Source organism: Acinetobacter guillouiae, from assembly GCF_002370525.2.
Taxonomy (GTDB): domain Bacteria; phylum Pseudomonadota; class Gammaproteobacteria; order Pseudomonadales; family Moraxellaceae; genus Acinetobacter; species Acinetobacter guillouiae.
In genome coordinates this window covers 1,593,561-1,618,235 of sequence record NZ_AP014630.1, presented here as the reverse complement: position 1 = coordinate 1,618,235, position 24,675 = coordinate 1,593,561, and the positions used below count along the sequence as shown (strand labels likewise).

18 protein-coding genes and 1 pseudogene are annotated in these 24,675 nt (G+C 33.1%); 3 read left to right on the top strand and 16 right to left on the bottom strand.

The features are described 5' to 3' along the window. Positions 1-58: 58 nt before the first annotated feature. The 4 genes from moaA to AS4_RS07440 all read right to left on the bottom strand — a co-directional run bounded on the left by moaA (position 59) and on the right by AS4_RS07440 (position 5,751). Positions 59-1,117 carry a GTP 3',8-cyclase MoaA gene (gene moaA / locus AS4_RS07455; RefSeq protein WP_096733728.1) on the bottom strand — a complete coding sequence of 353 codons (1,059 nt, stop codon included), beginning with the start codon at positions 1,115-1,117 and terminating at the stop codon, positions 59-61. A 940-nt stretch (positions 1,118-2,057) separates the two neighbouring features. Next, positions 2,058-3,185 carry an ATP-dependent DNA helicase gene (locus AS4_RS07450; protein ID WP_096733727.1) on the bottom strand — a complete coding sequence of 376 codons (1,128 nt, stop codon included), beginning with the start codon at positions 3,183-3,185 and terminating at the stop codon, positions 2,058-2,060. A gap of 111 nt (positions 3,186-3,296) precedes the next feature. Continuing rightward, on the bottom strand, positions 3,297-4,502 hold the full coding sequence (locus tag AS4_RS07445; RefSeq protein ID WP_126606909.1) for a DEAD/DEAH box helicase: 1,206 nt from the start codon (positions 4,500-4,502) through the stop codon (positions 3,297-3,299). Positions 4,503-4,521: 19 nt separating this feature from the next. After that, positions 4,522-5,751 carry a hypothetical protein gene (locus AS4_RS07440; protein WP_096733725.1) on the bottom strand — a complete coding sequence of 410 codons (1,230 nt, stop codon included), beginning with the start codon at positions 5,749-5,751 and terminating at the stop codon, positions 4,522-4,524. A gap of 124 nt (positions 5,752-5,875) precedes the next feature. Between AS4_RS07440 and AS4_RS22110 the strand changes: the two are divergent. Beyond that, a pseudogene (locus AS4_RS22110) lies at positions 5,876-6,030 on the top strand (tyrosine-type recombinase/integrase); the annotation flags it as partial. A gap of 329 nt (positions 6,031-6,359) precedes the next feature. On the opposite strand, the gene AS4_RS07435 reads toward AS4_RS22110, so the two are convergent. The 8 genes from AS4_RS07435 to AS4_RS07400 form a co-directional block, all read right to left on the bottom strand. Beyond that, positions 6,360-9,896, bottom strand: a complete 3,537-nt coding sequence (locus AS4_RS07435) for a transporter substrate-binding domain-containing protein (protein WP_319922700.1) — start codon at positions 9,894-9,896, stop codon at positions 6,360-6,362. 65 nt (positions 9,897-9,961) lie between these two features. Further along, entirely contained in the window at positions 9,962-10,588 is a 627-nt protein-coding gene (locus AS4_RS07430) for a response regulator (protein WP_096733723.1), read from the bottom strand. Between the two features lie 776 nt (positions 10,589-11,364). Continuing rightward, positions 11,365-12,483 (bottom strand): fimbrial protein, encoded by a 1,119-nt coding sequence (locus AS4_RS07425; protein ID WP_096733722.1) that lies wholly within the window; start codon positions 12,481-12,483, stop codon positions 11,365-11,367. Positions 12,484-12,711: 228 nt separating this feature from the next. After that, a complete protein-coding gene (locus tag AS4_RS07420) occupies positions 12,712-13,266 on the bottom strand; it encodes a fimbrial protein (protein WP_096733719.1) in 555 nt (184 codons plus the stop codon). Positions 13,267-14,468: 1,202 nt separating this feature from the next. Further along, positions 14,469-17,042 (bottom strand): fimbria/pilus outer membrane usher protein, encoded by a 2,574-nt coding sequence (locus AS4_RS07415; RefSeq protein WP_096733721.1) that lies wholly within the window; start codon positions 17,040-17,042, stop codon positions 14,469-14,471. After that, positions 17,039-17,809, bottom strand: a complete 771-nt coding sequence (locus tag AS4_RS07410; protein ID WP_096733720.1) for a fimbrial biogenesis chaperone — start codon at positions 17,807-17,809, stop codon at positions 17,039-17,041. The genes AS4_RS07415 and AS4_RS07410 overlap by 4 nt, the downstream gene beginning before the upstream one ends. A 32-nt stretch (positions 17,810-17,841) precedes the next feature. After that, entirely contained in the window at positions 17,842-18,396 is a 555-nt protein-coding gene (locus AS4_RS07405; protein ID WP_096733719.1) for a fimbrial protein, read from the bottom strand. Between the two features lie 500 nt (positions 18,397-18,896). Continuing rightward, positions 18,897-19,178: a hypothetical protein gene (locus AS4_RS07400; RefSeq protein ID WP_096733718.1), complete on the bottom strand. Its 282-nt coding sequence runs from the start codon at positions 19,176-19,178 to the stop codon at positions 18,897-18,899. 328 nt (positions 19,179-19,506) lie between these two features. Between AS4_RS07400 and AS4_RS07395 the strand changes: the two genes are divergently transcribed. Next, positions 19,507-19,761: a hypothetical protein gene (locus AS4_RS07395; protein ID WP_096733717.1), complete on the top strand. Its 255-nt coding sequence runs from the start codon at positions 19,507-19,509 to the stop codon at positions 19,759-19,761. Between the two features lie 455 nt (positions 19,762-20,216). Here the strand turns inward: AS4_RS07395 and AS4_RS07390 are convergent, their stop codons facing one another. Both AS4_RS07390 and AS4_RS07385 read right to left on the bottom strand, forming a co-directional pair. Next, a complete protein-coding gene (locus tag AS4_RS07390) occupies positions 20,217-20,459 on the bottom strand; it encodes a hypothetical protein (protein ID WP_197724428.1) in 243 nt (80 codons plus the stop codon). A gap of 528 nt (positions 20,460-20,987) precedes the next feature. After that, positions 20,988-21,410 (bottom strand): MarR family winged helix-turn-helix transcriptional regulator, encoded by a 423-nt coding sequence (locus AS4_RS07385; protein ID WP_096733715.1) that lies wholly within the window; start codon positions 21,408-21,410, stop codon positions 20,988-20,990. 191 nt (positions 21,411-21,601) lie between these two features. Between AS4_RS07385 and AS4_RS07380 the strand changes: the two genes are divergently transcribed. Then, positions 21,602-22,612, top strand: a complete 1,011-nt coding sequence (locus AS4_RS07380) for an alpha/beta hydrolase (RefSeq protein ID WP_096733714.1) — start codon at positions 21,602-21,604, stop codon at positions 22,610-22,612. 89 nt (positions 22,613-22,701) lie between these two features. Here the strand turns inward: AS4_RS07380 and actP are convergent, their stop codons facing one another. Together actP and AS4_RS07370 are read right to left on the bottom strand one after the other, a co-directional pair. Then, entirely contained in the window at positions 22,702-24,354 is a 1,653-nt protein-coding gene (gene actP / locus AS4_RS07375; RefSeq protein WP_096733713.1) for a cation/acetate symporter ActP, read from the bottom strand. Beyond that, positions 24,347-24,658, bottom strand: coding sequence for a DUF485 domain-containing protein (locus tag AS4_RS07370; RefSeq protein WP_096733712.1), 312 nt, complete (start codon positions 24,656-24,658; stop codon positions 24,347-24,349). The genes actP and AS4_RS07370 overlap by 8 nt, the downstream gene beginning before the upstream one ends. Positions 24,659-24,675: the final 17 nt, after the last annotated feature.

Genomic DNA, 24,675 nt, shown 5'->3' with positions numbered 1-24,675 from the left:
CAATAAGCCATTCATTTCAAATAAAAAAACATATACAATTCTATCTCTATGTATAAAATCAACCTCCAATAGAATGCATACTAATTTTACGAATGGGTGCAGCTTGGTAAGCAATATAGCCTGCCTTTTTTTGCCAAACCGTATCCAAAATTGTTGCTATCAATTGCTTTCCCTGAGCTTTAGCCAATAAATGTCGAACAGAAATACCTGTATTGGCAAACAAACATGTAAATAACTCACCCGTCGCGGTTAAACGCAAACGATCACAACTTTGGCAAAAAGGTTTACTGATGGTGGAAATAATACCCAGTTTAAAACCTTGATTGAGTGTATATATTGTGGCTGGGTCATTATTTCGTTCTAATTTATCGATGCGAAAATGTGGCGAAAGTATATTGATAATGTCATCCTCAACCACGACTTTCTCACGCTTCCAATGCTCAGGTTGATCCAATGGCATGTATTCAATAAATCGTAGTTCAAAGTTATTTTGATAAGCCCACTCAGTTAATGACAATATTTCCTGATGATTCTGTCCATACAGCAAAACACAGTTGAGTTTAATTGGGATATTTGCAGCTTTTGCCGCCTCAATTCCTTTTAATACGGGTGTTAAGGGTTTTTGAGTCATTTTAAAAAAAGTGTCTGGATCAATACTGTCTAAACTTATATTTAGATCATCAAGCCCAGCTTGTTTTAGCTCAACTGCATATTTTTCTAAATAATATGCATTCGTCGTCATTGAGATACGTTGTAAACCTAATGGTCTTAACGTATTGAGCGTATAAATAAAATTAATGAGCCCTTTTCGCATCAACGGCTCGCCACCCGTTAAACGAATTTGAGTAATGCCAAGCTTAATCATCACTTCACAAAATCTATAAAGTTCTTCAAAACTTAAAATATCCTGTTTAGCTAACCAGCTCGGATGATCAGGCATACAATAACTGCATTTAAAGTTACAACGATCAGTCAACGAAATTCTTAGTTTTCTTTTGTGTCTTTGAAACTGATCAACTAATTTCGATTCAGGTAAATGTGCTGATAAAATAGATTCAAACTGGCTTTTTGTTTCAGAGCTTATGCTTACAGAGCTTTGTTTTGATACCTTCATCATTTTATTTCTCAGCACTTAAAAACAGTTTTGCTTCATTAAAGTTGCGTAGCAAAAATAGATAAAACCAGCAATAACGCCTAATCTAAGTACCCTACACCTTGCTCATTCAAAGCCTAATCAACCTTTCTAATTGAACTTTGTTGTAAAACCAGTCCGTATGGCCTTATTTAGCACTATCATTCACAGATCAACAAACCCGTACCTAAAACCTATCATACAAGCCATTCATCTTCTACAGCCAAGCCCTGATAAATTGATGAAATCTCTCAATACGCTTTGATCCAAAACGCAATCCTATACACAAGGCAAAGGTTAACAAATTAGCGAATAAAGCGGGCTTGATAAAAATATCAGGAAATTGTTCCACAAGCGATTCGCTTAAACAGAACATTCAATTTTCTTTTTGTTGCTAATTTCCGCACTCATCTTCGGATTCCTTTTTGTGAATCAGCCTCAATTTGTTAAGATGGCGACAGAGAGAAACCAATTTGTTTCCTCACACATTGTTGACCCAATTTTGGCACCAACAAAAGTACACTAAAGCGATGCTTTTTCCTTTGATTAGGTCAGATTTGCACACAAGTTGTTAAAATTAGTTAGATTGCCAAACTTTCAAAATAAACTTATTTATTATTTAAATTTAGAGATTTAACATACATGAATAGCATGGAAACAATGGCTGACTTATCCTCCCACACCCCAATGATGCAAAAGTATTTTATATTTGATATTTAATAACTTTTTAAAAAACTATTTAAAAAAGAATACTAAAAGATACACTTAAGTAAAATTTATGATTTTGCTTTTAGTTCGATAGAAGATCACTTAGTGGTGTGGCACATATCTATAAAAACGTAAGAGCTAAGTTACCGACTAGGCTAAAAATAAATCACCTAAAGATAATGCTTCTACCTTTATGATAGAAGCACACCTAGACATGTTAGCAATTATTCATCCACGCTTTAATTTTACTCTCTATTAACGTAGCATCCAAACTTCCGTCTAAACCATCCTTGGTGACTATCAAAGTCCCAGAAATTTCTGAAATTCCTTTACTTTCATAATTGGTTCTTTTTTCTTCCCAATGCTTTTTATACTTTTCGTCACCCAACATTCCAAGGTGCTCTAAATAAGCAATTTTACCTTGATAATATAGAGTAAAATCGGGGCTATAGGTTTTTCCATTAACCTCTAATGATTTTTCATAAAAATACTCGATTTTCATGTTATTGAGAATATTAGCCACAATTACTTCAGACTTGGATCTAACCATTTCTCCACGAATTGTTTTATGAATTAATTTTTCTTCAAAGTACCGTTTTTGTTTATTCGACTCTATCTCAATAATGTTTGGAACTTCAAATAAGTCCGTATATCGTTGTTTAGTATCTGAATACCAGTCATTTGCATACTGAACTAATTCTTGTATCGGTAAATCACTTAATATAATTAATTGATCTCTTTGACGTGAAAATGCGGTGTACAAAAGTTCTTTTGTCACAAAAGAACTTTTACCATTTATTATTACTACTGTTTTGCCAAAACTAGAACCTTGTGATTTATGTACTGTAAGAGCGTAAGCAAGTTCTAACTTAGAATCACTATTATCACTACCAAAATCAGATTTAGTATATGAAAATTGTTTTCCTTCAAATGAACTAAAACGAAATTTATACCATCTAGTATTTTTATCATTTTTACCATAGTGGCTTGGATAATTTACCATTATACCAATTTCACCATTTGCAATATATGCTTTCCCCGATGAACCATCCCAATATTCTTTCTCACCATTTACATTAGATATGACTTTGTCTCCATAAACAATATTTTGGACAGATTGAGGACTATTTTTTGACCATGAGTGGGCATTCCATTCATTAATGGTTTCTTGACGATATTTTTGGTGAAGTCGATTATTCAAATAATAGCTTCCCACACCAATAAATTTAGTTGGAGATAGAACTTGCCAGTCCTCTATAGATTTACTAGTTGGATAATTTGTATATTTATCAATAATAGCTCCTAGACTTCTGTTGAAACCAACAACATCATCTTTATTTGTCATATTTGTTATTTTTACTAACTCTCCAAAGAATACCTTTTCTAACTCTTCTAAATCAGTATATTGAATATAAGTAAGGCGTTTATTTGTTTATTTGTTTATTTGTTTATTTGTTTATTTGTTTATTTGTTTATTTAGAATACGATAAATTACTTCTTTATCGACTGTATCTGAATTAGAAAATATTTGAGCAAAAGATAAATCATCACCACCTGTCCCTTGTCTCATCTCAATTTGCAATCTTGCAACCTTTTCTGGATAAGCATTTTCCAAATAATTAATAAAATCAACAAATGGTCGACCAGCTCCAATTGGAGGTAATTGATTTGGATCGCCTACAAAGATAATTCTCTCTGCATGAGAATCAACAAGTTTTAATATGCAAGAAAACATATCTTCTGTCAGCATTGAACTTTCGTCGATAATAACTGTTTTTGCAATACTTGAGCTAGGATCAGTTGGCAATTTATAAGCCATTGTGTTCCAACTGAAGCCTTTTGCGCGAATTAAGAATTGCGCTACAGTCATAAACTCGGCTTCAACCCTATTTCTTTTAAATGAATTTTCAAGTTGAACTCTTGCTTTTCCAGTAGGAGTTAACGCTAAAACACCACCTGCTTTAATTTTTTTTGAAGAAGCAAAAATTCCTAATGCTGATGTTTTACCCGTTCCAGCTCTCCCTAATAAAACAGATATTTTAGATGATTCGAGAACTTTCAATGCTATTGCCTTTTCACTTCGAGCTAATTGATCGTTTTCTTCATTATTTTCCTCAAGTTTTCCAAAAAGATTGTTAATAACTTGTTCCCAATTTTGTTCACTTGATAAATTAGTTTCTAAACGGCTAGTTATAGTAGCCACTACCAGCTCTTTATAATCTTGATATTCTTTCAGCTTTATATATGTATTTTGTACATCAATATACAACTCACTTTCCTGCAAGAAATCTAAAATACCGTCAATCTTTTCCGTTTGAAAATTCGCTTTTTTATCTAATGGTAATTTATTAATTTCTTCAATAATTTGCTTATAACTCAGTAAAGTATGTCCTTGATTTGCAGCTTGAACTAAAACAAATATTGCCATAGCTCTAAATCGGCGCTTATCATTTTCAGTTCTCATCTTAGTTGGTTTATTTAGCGGATACTTATTTTCCACCAACGAATTCACAAACATTGCATTGTCAATTTGAGAAATAGTAACCCGATGTTCATCCTTTTCTTTGCGTGTAAGTTCAAACAATAAATATGGATTTTCAACAATTTTATCCGCATTTTCTTTTAAAACATTCCATGCATAATCAGCTTGTTTAACAGACAAATTCAATCTAGATAAAAGCTCAAAGTATCGAGGTTGTAGACTTATTTTTTAATAAACCTGTAAACTCATCCTCTTTCTCAGTTAAGCTGTAATCTAATTTCTCATCGCTTGTTTCTTTTTCCCCAGAAAAATATAGCCCCAATTCAGAAATCAACTCATTTTCTGAAGTATCAATATATTTCGCAATATCGAAACCATATCTAACACTGAAAGCTGATAAAACTGAACCTAATCCAGGAAATATTCCACGTTGATTCCAAACATTCTTTAATTGTTTATCAATATATTCAAGTTGAACATTCACCCATCCTTGGTTTGCTTTTTTAAGATGGAGTTCTGCTATATTTTTTAAAGCAATTATCGCTTGATTTAGCACATCGATAGCTGCATCGTAACTAACCCATTCGGCAGCATATGAAAATTCAGATCTAAAACCTGTTGCTTCAAATAGGATTACTTTAGATACATCAAAATCAGGATGATCCTGTATATATTCAGAAATTTCATGATACGGCATTAGAAAACCATCTCGTCCATCAACTCTGATTGAATGAGCAGCATTAGTTTCCCAAATATAATTTTTTTCATCACTACTTTTATCAGAGTCATACTCATTGATTTCAATAGTTGAAACTATATTCCCTATTCCAGCTATTACACGTCGACTATCCTCGATAAAGGGTACTTGTTTGTAATATGGAAAAATCAATGAATGACTAGGGCTAATACCTGAAAAAAAATATTCAAAAATCCCTTTTTGTGATTCTCCATGTGACACCCATGAACTTTTCCAGCTCAACATTCTTTCTGTTTTTTCTAAATCAAAATAAAAGTTGTGATATTTTTGTTTTTCAGTTGCATTGTCTTTTAAAGTCCATGAAAAAGGTCTTAAAAGAAATGAATAAGGCTTCATTTCAAAATCTGTTTCTTCAAAATGCTTAAATTTATCATTTTTCCCTTTTTTATAAGGGTGATTCATTTTCAGATTAAGCTTGGTATCACTCATAAATGCTGCATTCTCTGTAATCCAGCTTTGCATACGTAAACTTCCAACTTTTTCGTAACTTTTGCCTTTATTCAGTTGCTCAAATTCTAGATCACGAAATGTTGCAATATTTGGGATTACTTGGGCAGCTACATCATATTTAGGATTATCATCAACCCTCCCTGTATAATTATTATCTTTCCACGGAATTCTTGTTGAAAAGTGTTGTACATAATTTATCTTTTGCTTTACTTTTTCACCCATTGATATTTTCCTTCTAGAATTTTTTATTCATTATCGATAATGATAAAAATAATTTTCTTCGCTGCTTAGACTATGTAAATTAGATTCAATACTATTATATAGTTGGCTTTTCTAATAATCAAAAAAACAAAATAATATAGGCTATATAACTCCGAAAAAAATCGAACAATTACATCATATGGATGTAGATATATTTATTATAAGGATTCAGCAGGCAAAATAGACTACCCATATGAGATCTGTGAACATGTACTAGCGCATAAATTACCAGATAAAGTTTAAGCAGCTTATTTACGTGGGGCTTATCTTTAAAGCGTAAAGCATTGATAATGTATTGATTTGAATTTTATGGAAAATATGATAAAAGTATTACTTCTACCACAAGTGGCAGAAGTATTAATTGCTGGAATTTCATCTTTCAGTTGGCAAAATAATGATTTATGAAAGAGGCTTAATGGCCCATATGAAGATCATCAAGCCAACAATACCTGCAACGATCCACTCAAATTTAGAGTGACCAATAATATTATTAAAATTCGAATAATATTGATTTGGCCTGATAATTTATTTAAGTTTTTATGTGATTTATAAAATCAATAAAAACTGTATTAATATCCATTTATAAAATCATCTACGGCTTGATTAAATTGTGTCACAACCTGTATGAGATATTGAATCTTTATCTGAAATTCTTCAAAACCAACTTGTTTATCACAGTAGCTCTCTAACTCACTACTGCATCTTTCAATTTCTGAAGCACCAATTATCTGAGCTGCACCAACTAAACGATGAAAACAACGCCCCAATGCAATATAGTCTTCCTGCACCATGAACTGGCTAACTTGTTTTAAATCCTGAATATTTTCATTTTTTGTCGTAACTAATAATTGAATTAATAAATCATTATCATTTTGCACCAATTGATTTAATTTCTCTAAATCTATCAAGTGTTCAAGCAAAATTTGTGATATTTGATTTACACTCGAATTGCGATCAACTTGATTTAATAAATTTTCGAGTTGAGCCAATCGTAATGGTTTAAATAGACATTCATCCATGCCAGCCTCTAAACAACGAGCTCTTTCCTCAGCTTGAGCATTTGCAGTTAATCCAAAAATTGTCAAAGCTCCACACTGTTCCTGACGTAATAATTTTGTCAGTGTTAAACCATCCATCACTGGCATATTACAATCTGTAATCACTAAATTAAAATCATGTTTACGAAATAGTTGTAATGCTTGATCACCGTTTTCTGCCTCTACAACTGTATGCCCTAAACGGATCAATTGTGATTTTAATAGCAATCTATTTGCGGGATGATCATCTACTGCCAAAATATATAATGATTGTGAACTTATAGAAAACTCAGTTTTATCAACTACAATAGGATGAGTTGAAACCCGATGTTCAACAGGAATATCAATTGTGATTTGAGTTCCTTTTCCAAGCTGACTTTGCATATGAATTGTTCCTCCCATCATTTCGACGAGTTGCGAACAAATTGCAAGTCCTAGCCCGGTTCCAGTCTGTAACTTACCTGCAGCTGCCTGTCGATATGGTACAAAAATTTGTTGCTGATCTTCTAAGGAAATACCTACACCAGTATCTGTTACATTCAGTTGTAGGTTAATCGTATCTTCTTTTCTATCTAAAAACTTGACTAAAACTTCAACACTTCCTTGTTCAGTAAACTTAATTGCATTGCTCACGAGATTCGACAATATCTGGTGCAAACGAAGCGCATCAATATTAATTTCATCTGGGTGTAATATATCAATATGACAATAGAGTGTTAAATTTTTCTGTAGTGCTAAACCATCAAAAACACGGACCACTGGTGTAATTAGCTCTTGAACAGGAGTCCATTGAGTATCTAACGTTAAAGCTCCAAATTCTATTTTCGCCATATCTAAAATGTCACCTATGAGCCCCATCAGTGACTGAGCAGACTCATAAGCGACTTGAACAGTATTCATATCACTATGAGAAAAATTTTTATTGGTGACTATAAGTTCAAGTAAGCCAATAATTGCACTAATTGGCGTTCTGATTTCATGACTCATGGTTGCAAGAAAAGTTGTTTTACTACGATTTGCTTGCTCAGCTCGCTCTCTTGCGGTAGACAATTCGGTTAAAAGATATTCTTGTTTTGTGATATCTTGCCAGCTACAAATTACGCCATTAATCTTTTCATGAATATCAACATAAGGTACCATTTGATGCTGGATAATACGCGTTTCTTCACCATTATAAATATTATATTGATGCTTATATAAAGGCCCGTCTTGAACATGATTAAAGATATCTTGTAAGGTTGGATAGATTTCATAAAGCGGATGCGTTGGTGAGGTTAATGGTGTATTTTTGATCTGCTCCAAATCGCTTTTAAAGAACTTTCCCCAAGCCTGATTATGCTCTAATACTATACCTTGAGCATTTACAACATAAATCGGTACGAGCATACTATTAAATAATGTTTCTCTAAACACAACTTGTTCCTTAAGCTGTGTTTGAACCAAATTACGTTTTTTTATTTCTCGTCGTAAATAATAATTCCAGAATAAAGAGGTTAATACTAGAACTAAAAATATACCTGTTAACCAATAAAATTCTCTACGATATTCGACCCAAGTATCAAGATTTACTTCTGGTGTACCTTGCCATTTGTTAGCAATGATTGAAATATCTCTTGGAGCAATATCTGATAAAACTTTATTTAAGATACTGTACAGTTCTGGATTGTCCCTACCAACAGCAAAAGCCATTTGAGCAGATTGATCACTAATTTGAGTGGCAATTTTAAGATCTCCTCGAAAATAGCGATCAATTATATAATTCGCACTAATTAGATTTTGCACTGCCCCATCGACTTCATTTTCTTTAACTTTTTGCATAGCTAAACTTGCAGTTGTAGCTTTAACCAATTTAATCCTTGGATATTTTTCTTTGATCCATCCCCATAAAGCATGATCTGGCACTATTGCTAGTGATTTAATTTCTGAAAGATTTTTTGGCGCACCAGCTTTATCATGAACGATTAAAACAAAGGGAGGTTCTACATATGGACGAGTAAATAACACATGTTTTGCACGTATATCGCTATAACTCATTGAAGCAATAAAGTCGGCTTTCTTTTGGCTGATCATCTTGAACATCTGAGATGGAGATTCAGCCGTAATCACATTAAAATTGATGCCTGTACGTACATGAATCAAATGTAAAATATCAATTCCAATTCCATGAGATTTTCCTTTAGCGTCCAACATTGTATATGGTGCATATAATGGATTTATAACCACTCTTAATTCTTTATTTTGAGCTAACCAACGTTTTTCATTTTCTGTTAATACAAATGAAGATTGCGCTCTCCATATATCTTCACCTAAACTCCATTGACTCGTAATTTCTTGATGTTGTACTAAGGAAATTGTTTTTAGAACAGTGTTCACAATCCTTTGAAGCTGAGTATCATTTGCTCGAAATAGAAAATGCAAACCTTTTGTTTCAGAGGTGGGCAAAACATCTATAATAGACAATACATTGGAGTAACTGCGTTCAACAAAAAAGCTTGCCTCAGTAAGGTTACCAATAAAGTAATCATTTTCTCCAAAAGCTACTGATGATAAAGCTACAGAGGAATTAGCGTATCGTGTGATTTTTGCATGTGAATAATGTTGTGTCACCCACTCATCTGTTAAATATCCTTTTAATACAGCAATTCGAGCATTTGAAGGAATTTTCTGAGTATTTGAGAGAGATACATCACGTGCTACAAGTGCATTATAAGAAGGTGTTAAAGGCTGACTCTCAATAAAGTTCTGATCTTTGTTTGGTCTATAATCAACCATCAAATCGACTTCACCACTATTGAGTGCATTTAGTGCCGTGTCACGATCTGAATAACGTTGCACTTTCATATACTGCCCTAGGGAGCGTGCAATTAGTAAACTGTAATCAGCAGCAATTCCTTCAACAGTACCTCGTTCAGACTCTAAATCAAAAGGTGGTTTTGCAGGTAAATATATAGCAACATTGATCTCTTGTTTTTTCCCTAACCATCGCCAATCATCACTATTTAAGTCAAACTTCAATGGTGGAAATCTTTCGCGACTAAAAATTTGCATCAATTCTGGATCTTTAGCCAATAGTTGACTACTCAAAACACAGAGAAAAATGCTACAGAAAAACAATATTTTAGGCATAGAGTAAGTTAATCCAAGCTATTTCTTTTGACAAAATCGTAAAACTCCAACATATTGTTTAAGTTAAGTTTTTCCATCAACCGTCGTTTATATGTACTCACTGTTTTATCACTAATGTTCATAAGTTCAGAAATACTGATGATTTTCTCCCCTTTTGCTAAATAATGTAGGACTTGTAATTCCTTTGCAGATAAATCAGCTAGCTTATCTTGCTCACCTTTTTCACTACTTGAAGCTACATCGTTCCGCGTTAAATGGCGCGGAAAATAACTATAACCACTCCTAAGTGCACGAACTGCATCATGTAACTCTGTGGGTTGATTTTTTTTACTAATGAAACCATCAGCTCCTGCACCAGCACAACGCTTGATATAGTGTTCGTCATCTTTACCACTGAGGACTAACATTGCTCCGTCATATCTATTAGCTCGCAGTCGGTTAACAACATCAATTCCATTCATTGAAGGAATATCTATATCTATCACAACCAAATCTGGATGATGCTGTTTAATCAAATAAACTGCTTCAATCCCATCACCAGTTTCGGCGACAACATTCATTCCTTCTTTTTCCAGAAGTATACGAACAGCTAAACGTGCTACAGGGTGGTCATCAACGATCAAAACACTGTTCATATTTACCTCAATAATTTTTCAAGTTTAAGCAGTTTCAGTTATAAAGCTTATTTTACTACTTTATACAAAAGGTCCTAGACTCTACAACTTTATACAATCATTTATTAATCGATTGATTAACAACAATAAAAAAAATGACAACTAAATCAAAAACAAAGTAAATAAAAAACAATACGAATTTTATAATAAATAAATAAAACTTATTTACCTCTATTTTATTTAATTTAGCTCATTAAAAGTTCTTGAAACTCCGATATGTTTAAAAAAAATTGATTAATATTTAATAATTTCTTAAAAAACTCGTTTCAAAAATAGTTCAAGCACAACAGGCACAAGGCCTGTAAAATCACATAAAAAAGATATAGATCGATTATCTGGAAGATAATTAATAAAATTAAAAGTTAATTAAAACATTATAACATCAACTTAAAAATTAAAATTCAATCAATTTAAAAAATAAATAAAATATTAAATCTATAAACCTTACAAAAAAAACATGAAATTATTACAAGAAAATCAATACCACTTTACATTTTTAAAAAAATAAACTGGCATAATTTACTACATAAACAGCAATATGAATAAGTGATTTAAAATATGTTTACTAACTCCTTCTCATTTAATTTTTTTTCATAACACTATTTTCACTATGGATAACATTTAACATATATGTTTATTATTACTTTTTATCATATAAAAAATAAATAATAAACAATGAAAAAACCAATATTGCTAAAAACAGATATTGGTTAATTAAAAAAACTACATTTAATAAGCTACTTATATGTTACTGAAATCGTTGCCTGAGCACTAACACTACCAACTCCAACTTTTATAGGATTATTATCTTTTCTATAATAGCGTGCGTAAAATAATTTAGAAACAACTGGCATTACGCCACCACTTAAAACTCCAAAGTCATATAGCTTATTGTAATAAACAGGTAGATTCGTTGTTGCATCATAAACTCTAATCCCTACACTCTCAGTATCTTTTTCAGTATTAGTCAAAACATCACTATAATTTTTCAGGTTTGCATTATCCCCCATAGAATAATAAAGCGCTGTATTTGCCAGCCCTTCCGAACAATTGGCTTTAATAAAAAATGGAGTTTGACCTGCCTCTGCTCCAACTCCATTTAAACTATTTTGAACAGAAACTTGACTTAAATTTACTGGTGGAATATCCAAATTACAGGTTTTTGTCACCTCAGGATTAACAACTAATGTAATATAGACATCATCTCCACCTCTATAGTAATCAAAAATTTTGTCAGAATCGTATACATAATTAAAAGTCTGAGCAGTACCTAAACGTATACTAGCTCTTTCAACTACTGTGGGAGCTTGTGTAAAATAAACCCTTGTATCTAAGATCTCCAGCTTGATATGCGGAGAAAAGTTTCTATCTGCGCCTTGAGACCCATCTAAAGACCATCCATCGCCATTTGCCTTTAACATATCAAGCTCCGTTTTACGCGGGTTTTCAGGATTATTTTCTCTGAATCTAAAATAAATATAGCCATGCGTATTTAAGAAAGTTGAACTGGTATTCCTTATTTTATAATAAGTTAATCCGCTAACATTAAGACTTCTAGACATGTCAATATCTGATGATGAAAAAATCTTAAATGAAGCATTTCTCCATTCATTATCATAACGAGTCTTATAATTAGGAATTGTTGATTTACAATCTGCCAAAGTTGCACTTACATTAAGAGAACGCCCAAACCCCCAACCAGAGCCCTTACGTATGAGTGTGTCTTCAAAAGTGGTAACTTCAGGTCCCAACGGAGTATTTGGATTAGCTGGGCAACTATATGTATAAGCAAATATTTGCTGATTTCCAAGAAAACTTAAATACAGGATTGCTATAAAATTTACTAAAGTTTTCACGACTTAAACTCCACATCAATTAATTAAATCACCTGTATTCTTTTTTCTTTGAAAGAAGAACAAAAATACACCCACAAGTAGAATTAAAAATTCCATTGCTATCAGATCTTGTTTAATAGTATGCTTATTAAACAAACAATTGCCTTACCCCTTTATAAACTCTACCGAATTAAGAGAAAGCACTCGAAAGTTCAGAAAATTCGAATGCCTTTCAATCGAATCTAAAAATTATTTATAGAAAATGTTATAACTAAGTGAAGCATTCACTTTACCTTCACCAGCTACACCTGTTGAGAAATAACGAGCGTAGTAGTTAAAGTCGTTACTATTGTCTGGTGCCGCACCAACTGGAACACCCACACTTGTTGTTTGTGTAGCTGCGGAAGCAGTTAAATCAATAACTTTTTGACTATCATTTAATACTTGGATTTCAACATTCGTTGCAGCATCAGCCTCTGCATCATTAATTAAACGACCTAAAGCATTAATTTTGGCTACTTCATATTCAAAATAAGGGGTTGCTGTTTTTGCTTGATCAACACATCCAGCACCTTTTAAGTTAATCTTAAATGGCGTAACACCTGCAGTTGTTCCAGCAGTAGCTAATGACGTGATATTCACTTGTGGCATGGTTACGTTTCCTGCTGCTTCTCCACCTTCCATACCCGCATCACAAGTTTCACCAACTAACGAACCAGAGAAATTAATCGTGCCAGTCGCAGCAAATACTGTTGATGTTGCACTTAGTACTAAAGTTGCTAAACCTAAACTCAATTTTTTCACTTAAAAACCCTCACATTAAAGAAAAGCGGTATTTAAAAATTACAGCCACCGGACTCACGATCAATATAAGCCTTAAAACAACTAGAATTTCAATTTACCGAAGGGAGCATTTTATGAAAAAAAATTCAGCACAAATATCAGATAAGAATAACATTGCTGTAATACAAGCCTATAAATCTCGTAAGAAAAGGACTACAAATTTATTTTATTTATAATTAAAATAGAATTTAAAAAAATTTATAAAATTAAAAAATATTATAATCAATACTTATTATTAAAATATTACTACACATCAAAAATTTAAAAATTATTTAATAAAATTAGCAGAAATCAATGCAACCACCTTATACCACATCAAAAGCATTTACTAAACATTCGACAGTATAAAAATAGAACTTAAATACTTTTCAATGGATAATTTTCCATAGTCTTATCTTTTTCATTTATCAAAGGCAAGATTAATTAAAAAATATCAAAATCATTTGTAAATCATAAATGTTGCCGCTTGATTCTTAACAATTATAAAGCCAACAGGCTCATTATAGTTTTTTTTTGCAACAAAGAGTATAAAACTATTTTAACATACATATACCATCTTTTAAAAAATCAAAGCCAAATTAAGTAATAAATTCAACTAAGCATTTGCTTGTTGCATCATAAATTTCAAAACCGGCTTATCAGAATTTTACCCATAGAATAGTAAAATACTGTATTTACTAGCTCTTCTAAGTAATTCGCTTGAATAGCAAATTAAGAGAGAATTACTTCAGTGTTAGCCAATTTTAAAATATTTTAAGAAAGCTGTATTTAATGCTCTGTAAGAATATTTAAATCACAGTTTTTTGTTTCAATTGAATTAACAGCTAACCTAATATAGGCATTAGACTCACATTAATTAATTTATAAATATTAAGATTTGAAGTAGATGAAAATATATAAAAAGAAGCATATTTGTATTCTTCATCATGACATGATGCGTAATTAGGAATGATAGTCTTACTATCTACTAAATTTGCACTAGTGTTTAGAGATTACCAAATCCCCGACATATGCCTTTACGAACATGTACTTCTTCGAAAGTAGTTTTCCCACGCCCTATAGGGGAGAATTATCCAGGCACATAGCATTTGCATAAACCTGATGACTTTCAAACAATTGTAAAAAGAAACTTAAATAATTATTGACGAGAATTTTTACTTTCATCACTTACATTCCACGTCAATCAACTGCATTTTTTTTGTATTCTTTTGCTTAGATAAGACTCGCTGAGGCGCATTTATACGGCAAGCCTGGCGTTCTGTTGCCCCCCATTGCACCAAAATATCTTGATTTAATAAGGCCGCTTTTTCTATAAACAATTGGTTAGACTGACCAAACATTCCAACAATTTGACCATCAGTACTCAAAGCTTGAACACCTATTGGAATCTGTTTTGTCATGTCAAAATTAAGAACATTAAGTAAAATATTTGAGGTTTTTTCCACATCAAATTTAACCAAAGTTGCACTATTGCGGCGCGGAATCACTTCAGCCTGGTTAGACTTAACATTAATATCAAAATCAAGATCTTGGATATTGAGCGAAATTAAGTTTTTATCATAAGGAGATAAGTTTGCATAAACTGCATTACCAAAATAATCAATCTTGCTCCCCCACGCATTCATAATATTTGCACCGCGAGCACCTTCAGCATGAATAATTGTATAAGTATCCGAGATTTGATTGGTCGCAGTTATACCATAACGATGTGCAACCAATGCACCACGAGCACTTACACTATATTGAGATTGCTGATCACTACTACTCACCATTACACCAAATTTTACTTGAGGCAAGTTGTAACTCAAATTGGTTGAAATCGAAGAATTTTCAGCACTATTTTGATTCCAACTTTGATTGGCTGTCACGCTATAGTTCATCTGCTTTTGCTCGCCCAATGTTCCTGTAAAACCTAAGGTAGCATTGGTTGGCTGCCCTTCAGTTTTTGAATGCTGAATATTTGAATATGTATTTATATGTTTTTTTCGCCACTCTAAAGGCATTGACAAAGTCAAATACACTTTTTGATCTTTGTTATTGCTGTTATAACCACTTAAACTGCGATTACTTTGAGAATATCCGATTGAGTAATTTAACTTATTCCAGCGATTAGCATAGCCCAAATCATATTGCATATAATCATCCATACTATCCCAGTAATTACTTTTCAAAACGCTGAGTGAAATTGAACCCAACTTACTATTTGCAAAAGTTTTGTACAAAGACAAGTTAAACTGTTGCTTTAAACGATAAGATGAAAATAGATTATCTAGTTCCACTTGCCCCAAGTCTTTATAGTTAAGTAGTAGCATTGTATTATTTAAAGTTTGATACTTTTGATCTTGATATTGCGCAGTGGCGCTGATAGACAAATTAGATGGCGCATGACTATACTGATAAGCCAATTTAAAGCGCTGCCCCATATAATCTTTTTGTATAACTGTCGTTTTAGCTTGTTCTAGATCAAATCTAAAACCGCCAAGTGACGTATTTTTTCCGAGACTAAGTACATAGTTTTGATACACTTTACTCGCATTTATAGCTGCAGATACACTCGAATAATTGGTCAAACCAAATTCAGCTCCAAACTGTGCAACATAATCATCAGTAACAATGTTGTTTAATTTATACTGTCCAACTGCCATGCTATAGTTAAATTGACCTACTCGAACTAAACTCATATTACCTTGCATAGGTACAATAAACTGACGTTTTTCACCACCATTTTCAGTAACTTCAACCGTTAAATCGCCATTATTACCAATCGCGGTCAAGTCATTGAACTCAAACTCACCCACAGGTACGGTACGTTCATAGATTTTTCGTCCATTTTGATATATAGATACTAATGCATTGGTATTCGCTACACCTTTAATCAAAGGTGCATAACTACGCTGTGACATGGGTAACATACTAATATCTGATGCTAATTGCATTCCACGAATTTGTGCAGACTCTGTTACATAACTCTGTGTACTAAAATCACCTGCTGTTAATCGTGCATGTAAAGGTAAAACATCTGTCGAAATTGCATTCATATAAGAGTGATAGGAACCCAAACCTGTTCCACTTGAATCAAAACTCCCAGCATGACGAAAGCTCAAACCACCTAGATTTAGACCACCGGTTAAACTAAGATAATTACTGCTTAATTCTTTTTGCTGATGTGTTTTGCTTGTATATCGGTTAAAATCATAGCTAACAAATGCAGAAGTCACACCTTTATCGAATTGCTCTGGTGCGATATATCCATGAGGTCGTTGATTAACAATGACTAGCGGCAATGATATATTTAATGTCAAATCTGACATATTGACATCATAATAAGCATCAGCACTCAAATCTTTAATGGTAAGACAGTCTTGTTTGGGAAGATTTTCCAAAATCTCTCGTTTTAGATCTAAACGACTTAACAACTGCTTATCAATGCATAAAACAGCTGTACGACTTGCATCTAAGTGATCGAATTTAAAATCAATTAAGCCCAAAGTCTTTTCACCATTTATAGTGGTCTGAAGTGTATAGACCCCTGGTATAACACCATTAGAGCGCTTAAAATTACTCAAATCAATATCTTGGCTAGCACCACCAAATAAGGAACGTGCATTAAACGCATACAACTTAGCTGATGAATCACTACGAGCCTGTAATTCCTCAATTTCCATCTCCGCCTCTGTTGCATATGCATACTGCGTTAAAAGAATAGCCAATGCACTATACTTCACTGTAAAATTCATGACGTACTCTGTTCTACTTGCATTACAGTTTGCGAAGCTCCATTAACAAGCATTGCCTTATAATAACGATTTGCCCCAAAATCATTAATCAATGCATAATTAATTTGAGTTGGTTTAAATGTTAATTTAATTTCTACGGCTTCAGTAGAAAAAGGAGCAACCATCAACGGCTCAGAATAAACTAGATTCTCGGCACCAGTATTTATAGTCACATTGTAAAAGTTAATATAGTAAGGAGATGGGTTACTAATACTAAGTATATTGGTACGATCATCATATTTAAATGAGGTAGTCGAGAAAGCTTTATCCTGTGAAATTTTAATTTGTTGCGGACGATAGATTAACTTAATGCGAGATCGAATAGACACTTGCAATTTATTTGCTTCAGTACCAGCCTCTTGCTCTGTTGCTGCTACATCCAAGATATTAAACCAAAATAAGCTCTCGCGATCATTTGGTAGCAATGAATTATCTTTCGTAATTAGACGCAACATTTGTCCCTTTTTCGAAGGGATTTGTGTAAGAGGTGGTGTTAAAATGAAAGGAATCTCAGATGCCTTTGGAATCTCCTTTGGATCCCCGCTATCGAGCCATGCTTGAACCAATGCAGGCTTGTCATCTGGATTATTTAATTGCACTGTGACGCTTGATTGATTGGAAGGGAAAATAATCCGAGTACCAGTGATTGTCACTCCAGCAAAAGTAGCTGATGATATATAGCATGCAACCAATACAATCAATTTAAAAAAGAATTGTTGAATATTCATTTCTCTTCCCCTTTACCAATCGAATCTAAAAATTATTTATAGAAAATGTTATAACTAAGTGAAGCATTCACTTTACCTTCACCAGCTACACCTGTTGAGAAATAACGAGCGTAGTAGTTAAAGTCGTTACTATTGTCTGGTGCCGCACCAACTGGAACACCCACACTTGTTGTTTGTGTAGCTGCGGAAGCAGTTAAATCAATAACTTTTTGACTATCATTTAATACTTGGATTTCAACATTCGTTGCAGCATCAGCCTCTGCATCATTAATTAAACGACCTAAAGCATTAATTTTGGCTACTTCATATTCAAAATAAGGGGTTGCTGTTTTTGCTTGATCAACACATCCAGCACCTTTTAAGTTAATCTTAAATGGCGTAACACCTGCAGTTGTTCCAGCAGTAGCTAATGACGTGATATTCACTTGTGGCATGGTTACGTTTCCTGCTGCTTCTCCACCTTCCATACCCGCATCACAAGTTTCACCAACTAACGAACCAGAGAAATTAATCGTGCCAGTCGCAGCAAATACTGTTGATGTTGCACTTAGTACTAAAGTTGCTAAACCTAAACTCAATTTTTTCACTTAAAAACCCTCACATTAAAGAAAAGCGGTATTTAAAAATTACAGCCACCGGACTCACGATCAATATAAGCCTTAAAACAACTAGAATTTCAATTTACCGAAGGGAGCATTTTATGAAAAAAAATTCAGCACAAATATCAGATAAGAATAACATTGCTGTAATACAAGCCTATAAATCTCGTAAGAAAAGGACTACAAATTTATTTTATTTATAATTAAAAACACTATTTAATTAAAATTATTTTTTAATAAAACAAATGCGCACCCCTTAAATATATAAAATTACAAGAATTCTATTACTAGACCAAAAAAATAAAGGAAAAAACCCTAAATGTAGCTCATAAATCTTTTATAGTGGATTCAATAATTACACCCCAAACATAAAAATTACCCTATCGAACCTATTTTTAATTAACCACCAAACAATCACTATTGACTCATTCAACCACGCATAAAATATTAAAACCTAGCTTTCATCATTTGATACAATATTTTTATCATTAACACTTACACACACCAAACATATTATAGACAAGGCTTGTAGGTGTATTTTCAGGATAAACATCAACATCTTTAACTTTAAATATTTTCCCTTCCACTAAAATACTTAATAAATCTTTACGTCTCGTTAGAACAACACCTTTGGTCATTTGATTAACGCGTGCTGCAACATTCTTAACAGAAATACTATTATTAAAAAAGAACACTTTACGACCAGACTTTATCTCTGAAGGATTTACTTTCTGATATGATCTACAATGACTACAAACCCATTTTTCCATAACTAACTCCAATATTATTAATAATCAACATAATGATAAATTGTCTAGAAATTGTATATATCAAGAAAAAAAATAATATAAAGAAAGAATAATAATAGCGTAAAACAAATATGATTAATTTGTAAGGAAATAACTACAAAATTACTCAAAAACTAAAAAAATTCCTTTTGACATCTTTTTCTTACAAGTTTTGAAAGAAGTTATTAAAAATTAATATTAAAAAACTACAACAATACAATATATTTCTGATTAATTATGCAAATCAATTCCATTAAATTACTAAAACTCCAAAATCAAAACATTTACCATACAGCTCAATAGGTTTTTTATGAAAAAAATATTAGTAATCATTGGTTCATTAATTTCTTCAGTAACTTTTTCAGAACCAACAGGTGAAATTATATTTTCGGGTTCAATTGTCGCAGATACGAATTGTCAGCTTTCAACAATAAACAATAAAGTACAAATAAACTGTTATGACAGTAATCAAGCAGTACCAACACATGAAATTCTTTTCCATTCAAGATTAGAATATATTAATCAAGATAAAAACCTAGCAATCATGCATTTAACTTACAACTAAACAATATAGGTTTTTTAATAAAAATATTTATAGTTATTACATTAAATTATTAGTAGATTATCCTAAATTCCACTATCTAGACCCTTGTGAAATCAGTGCTTTATTTCATTAGCTTTTAATTTTCAAATATAGGAATACAAAAAATAAGGAGGTATATGACCTCCTTTAGTTTAATTATCAACTCTATTCTAGGGAGTATCCATGTTCATGATTTATATTGATCATCAGTTTTTTAGAAAACTCAGTGAAAGGGAGTTAGGTGCTATGATCAAGCACAGACAAATACTAAGAAAATAGAAGAAAAGTTGATATTGAGAATTAGTACGTATGGCGGACTCCTTGTGTATTAATGAAGAACTACCACGAGCACTACTAAATAATGGTGGCAGAATGAAGAAGGGCAGCAAACTGGTACACCTGATGTATCTACCTGACCAGGGAACTCCTGATGTTTCTTAATTGCTAGTTTTAGATACCTCCTCATATCTAGCCTCAATACATTCTACAGCTATATCGACATCACTATCTGACCACACATTTGTATTATTCGTATACGAGTCTTTTACATAGATCTTTAATGAACACCCTTTAAAAGGTTCATAATCATCAATCGCTTGACGAAGCATTCGTTCAACTCTTTCTTGCTCTATATTACTAGAAGGGGCTGTCCATTTAAACAAAGTGTCTTCTGAAATCATCTTGTTCCAGATCTCCTTGCTTAAGAATTTGATAAAAATTATGTATAAACAATTTCATAAGATGCTAAAGATTTAAAAACTAATTTAAGCAATACCGCCACTAAAAGGGTACAACAATAATGGCTAAGACCACAGTTAAAAACATTAAAATATAGTTTTTTGACTTACAGTTTTTTATTCATCATTCGCTGTTAGATTTATTTTATTATTAAGCTTATTCAATTATTTATTTTCCTTTAATAAAGTCTGAATATTTACTCAATCAGACTGATATTTTAAATTAGCACAATGCAGATATCTTATCATTTTTTATATTATAAAGTCATTTCATGTTTTCAAGTCCTAATGCAAATTTTACTGTTGCTCAGTCAATTCGCTTCTAAAATGTAATAAATCTTCAGAATAACTTTGATGTTAAATATTATGATCAAAATATTTATTATAAAGAATTACATAAGAATAGTAGATTAGCTCTAATATTCTTATTCATCCTTAATGTAAATTTCCTCCCAATATTTTCAAAATATTTTACAAATCTTCCAATAATTTCAAAGAAAGTTTTCTTAACATAGTCAGCTCCTCATCATTCATATGCATTGAACATCGCAACTGATTGGGTAGATCAATCACTTTTTCTTTTACCTCTAAAGCTTTATCCGTCAATATTACTTTTTTCACCCGCTCATCTTCTTTGATTGATACCCTCTTCAAAAACTCTTTTGCTTCAAGTTTTTGAACCAATGGCGTTAAGGTACCTGAGTCAAATAAAGTCTTTTCACCGAGTTCTTTTAGAGAAATGTCATCTTCTTCGTACAAAGCTAAAAGAACGATGAACTGAGGGTAAGTTAAATCGAAATCTTTAAGTAATGGACGATACTGGCGCGTAAGTGCATTCGCCACTGAATAAAGCGAGAAACAGAGTTGATCACCTAATATCTTGTTTTCTTTCATATTTAAACCAAAAATTAAAATTATCTAAAAATTATTATAAATAATTCTTGACCATAAGTATCTTGCGTGCAAGTATTATATACGCAAGATAAATATTGAACTGAGCTTTCGATAGAACCAACTTCATATTGGACACAAAGCCTTGGCTCAAAGTTGTATTTAAAATTTCTAACTTAAAGTGAGTTTTCACCATGAAAATCGCAACAGCTTTATTAACATCTGTTCTTTTCACTACAGCTGTTTCAGCTGAAGCTATCAATACTCCTGCTCCTACTGCGGGTGTACAAGCCTTTCTAAACGTACTCAATTCGGGTAACGGCAAACCAATGGAATTGATGACTCCAAACGAAGCTCGTCAAGTTTTAATCGGCGCACAAAAGGGAGCGAAACTTCCACCAGCACAAGTTTCAGAGAAAACAATTCAAATAAATGGTCAAAGCATTCAGCTAAAAATTGTTAAACCAGAAAATGCTAAAGGCGTTCTTCCTGTATTTATGTTCTTCCATGGTGGCGGTTGGGTGTTAGGCGACTTTGCTACTCATGAACGCTTAATTCGTGATTTAGTTCGTGAGTCTGGTGCGGCGGCTGTATATGTTAACTATACGCCTTCTCCAGAAGCTCACTTCCCTGTAGCAATTAATCAGTCATACGAAGCAACCAAATGGGTCGCTAAACATGGTAAAGAAATTGGTGTTGATGGTAGCCGTTTAGCTTTAGTAGGTAATAGCGTTGGTGGCAACATGGTTGCTGCTGTTGCCCTTCAGATTAAACAATCTGGTGGTCCAAAAGTGCGTTACAACGTAATGTTATGGCCTGTTACCAATGCTGGTTTCGACGATGCTTCTTACAATCAGTATGAAAAAGGATACTTCCTGACTAAGAACATGATGAAATGGTTCTGGGACAACTACACAACCAATACCAATGATCGCAATAATATTTTGGCATCACCACTTCGCGCTACAAGTGAACAGTTAAAAGACTTCCCACCTACATTAATTCAAACAGCTGAATTAGATGTATTGCGTGATGAAGGTGAAGCTTTTGGCCGTAACTTAGATAAAGCTGGTGTTCCAGTGACTGTAACTCGTTATAACGGTTTGATTCATGACTATGGCCTGTTAAATCCGTTAAGCAACGAACCATCTGTGAAAACTGCGTTATCACAAGCTGGATCTGAACTTCAAAAGCATCTGAAATAATGCTTTAAGAAAGTACTAAAATGTAAGTCTAATAAAGAAAGCATGATTAAAAAATCATGCTTTCTTGCTTTTTGGGTTCTTGAATAAACTTAATGCAAAGGCATTTTTTCAAATGAACCTTGTTGAGCACCAAGCTCGGAACGTACCACTTGTAACTCAAAGCCCTGTCTGTCTAACTCAGCTCTTTTACTTTTGTCAGTCAAAGAAACAACGATACTCACCAAAAATGCGAGTGGCATAGAAAACAAAGCTGGATTATCAAATGGGAATATTGCTTTTTCATGGCCTAGTACACCAACCCAAACTGTCGGTGATAAAACTACAAAAGTAATTGCCGAAATGATTCCGACAAACCCACCAAATATGGCGCCGCGTGTGGTTAAATCTTTCCAATACATAGAAAGAATAAGTACAGGAAAGTTAGCGGAAGCAGCAATACCAAATGTAAGTCCCATTAAAAAAGCGATGTTCATTTTTTCAAATAAAATTCCGCATGCTATGGCAATTACACCAAGAACTACCACTGAAAGTCGAGATACAACCATTTCCTGCTTTTCAGTTGCCTTGCCTTTTTTAATCACTTTTTGAAATAAATCATGGGAAATAGCAGAAGCGCCAGCAAGTGCCAAGCCAGCCACTACAGCTAAAATCGTTGCAAATGCTACGGCAGATAAGAAACCTAGCAATAAATTTCCACCAAGGGCTTTTGCTAGATGCATTGCAACCATGTTACTACCACCAATTAAATCTCCGCCTAAGTGTCCATCTACAAAGTAATTAGGGTTAGTACCTACTATGGCGATTGAAGCTAAACCTAAAATACAAACTACAATAAAGAAGTAACCAATATAACCAGAAGCATAAAAGACTGAACGGCGTGCTTCAGCAGCATTTGGAACCGTAAAAAAGCGCATCAGAATATGAGGTAAACCTGCTAAACCGAAGATCAAACCAATAGACATAGAGAGTGTATTAATCGGGTTGGATAGCATTGGACCCGGTTCTAACACCTTTTGTCCTAATTTGTGTGCATTAACGGCAGCCGCAACCATATTATTTAAACTAAAACCAAACGCTTTAAATGCCAGAAACACTAAAACTGTTCCACCAAAGAGCAAAAGAATAGCTTTAACTATTTGTATCCATGTGGTTGCAAGCATTCCTCCAAAAATGACATACACCAACATTAGACAACCGACCAGCATGATGGCAATTTTATAATCTAGACCAAACAGTAATTTAATGAGCTGACCAGCACCCACCATTTGCAAAATTAAGTAGCAACATACAACAATAAGCGAGCCGCATGTTGCCAAAATTCGAGTTCGCTGCGGATCTAGTCGATACGAAACAATATCTGCAAAAGTATATTTACCAAGGTTTCTTAGTCTTTCGGCCATTAAGAAAGTTAAAATCGGCCAGCAAACAAAAAAGCCCGTCACATAGATAAAACCATCATAGCCTTTGAAGAAAACCATACTGGAAATCCCCAGTAAGGTTGAAGCAGACATATAGTCTCCGGCAATTGCTAAGCCATTTTGCTTTGCCGAAATGGCATTGCCTGCCGTATAGAAATCTTCTTTCGATACTGTTTTCTTTGCAGCTTTAAAAGTAATAAATAATGAAAGGCCGACTACACACGCAAACATGATAATTGCGGTCCAATTTCTTGGCTCAGTTTGGGCAGCCCAAACAGCAGGACTAAGTAAAGTCAGAATAGTAAAAGCAAAATATTTATTCATAATGATATTCCTTTCTTAATTTTTCTTTTTGTTTGTCAAAATATTGATTTGTAATAAATATATATAACCCCGTTATGACCCAGCTCGATACAATAACTATTGCAGCAATCGGTAAACCAATTGTGACTTTGCTTGCTTCTAGTGGCATTGAAAGTAATTCAGGGCGAAAGGTAGCGGTTCCTATAAAAATAAAATAAATGCTGAGTACAATTGAACTTAAAAAAACGGCGAATCGATTTCGTTGCTTTACCATCTTTTTAAATTTCGCATCAAAAACGATATTTGCTTCCTGAGGGTAGTTCATATAAAAAGTCCTTTTTT

Bases quoted from the DNA above. Each gene is read 5' to 3' on its own strand.
- moaA (WP_096733728.1), bottom strand. From the start codon at position 1,117: ATGATGAAGGTATCAAAACAAAGCTCTGTAAGCATAAGCTCTGAAACA.
- AS4_RS07450 (WP_096733727.1), bottom strand. From the start codon at position 3,185: ATGACAAATAAAGATGATGTTGTTGGTTTCAACAGAAGTCTAGGAGCT.
- AS4_RS07440 (WP_096733725.1), bottom strand. From the start codon at position 5,751: ATGGGTGAAAAAGTAAAGCAAAAGATAAATTATGTACAACACTTTTCA.
- AS4_RS07430 (WP_096733723.1), bottom strand. From the start codon at position 10,588: ATGAACAGTGTTTTGATCGTTGATGACCACCCTGTAGCACGTTTAGCT.
- AS4_RS07415 (WP_096733721.1), bottom strand. From the start codon at position 17,042: ATGAATTTTACAGTGAAGTATAGTGCATTGGCTATTCTTTTAACGCAG.
- AS4_RS07410 (WP_096733720.1), bottom strand. From the start codon at position 17,809: ATGAATATTCAACAATTCTTTTTTAAATTGATTGTATTGGTTGCATGC.
- AS4_RS07400 (WP_096733718.1), bottom strand. From the start codon at position 19,178: ATGGAAAAATGGGTTTGTAGTCATTGTAGATCATATCAGAAAGTAAAT.
- AS4_RS07395 (WP_096733717.1), top strand. From the start codon at position 19,507: ATGAAAAAAATATTAGTAATCATTGGTTCATTAATTTCTTCAGTAACT.
- AS4_RS07390 (WP_197724428.1), bottom strand. From the start codon at position 20,459: ATGATTTCAGAAGACACTTTGTTTAAATGGACAGCCCCTTCTAGTAAT.
- AS4_RS07385 (WP_096733715.1), bottom strand. From the start codon at position 21,410: ATGAAAGAAAACAAGATATTAGGTGATCAACTCTGTTTCTCGCTTTAT.
- AS4_RS07380 (WP_096733714.1), top strand. From the start codon at position 21,602: ATGAAAATCGCAACAGCTTTATTAACATCTGTTCTTTTCACTACAGCT.
- actP (WP_096733713.1), bottom strand. From the start codon at position 24,354: ATGAATAAATATTTTGCTTTTACTATTCTGACTTTACTTAGTCCTGCT.
- AS4_RS07370 (WP_096733712.1), bottom strand. From the start codon at position 24,658: ATGAACTACCCTCAGGAAGCAAATATCGTTTTTGATGCGAAATTTAAA.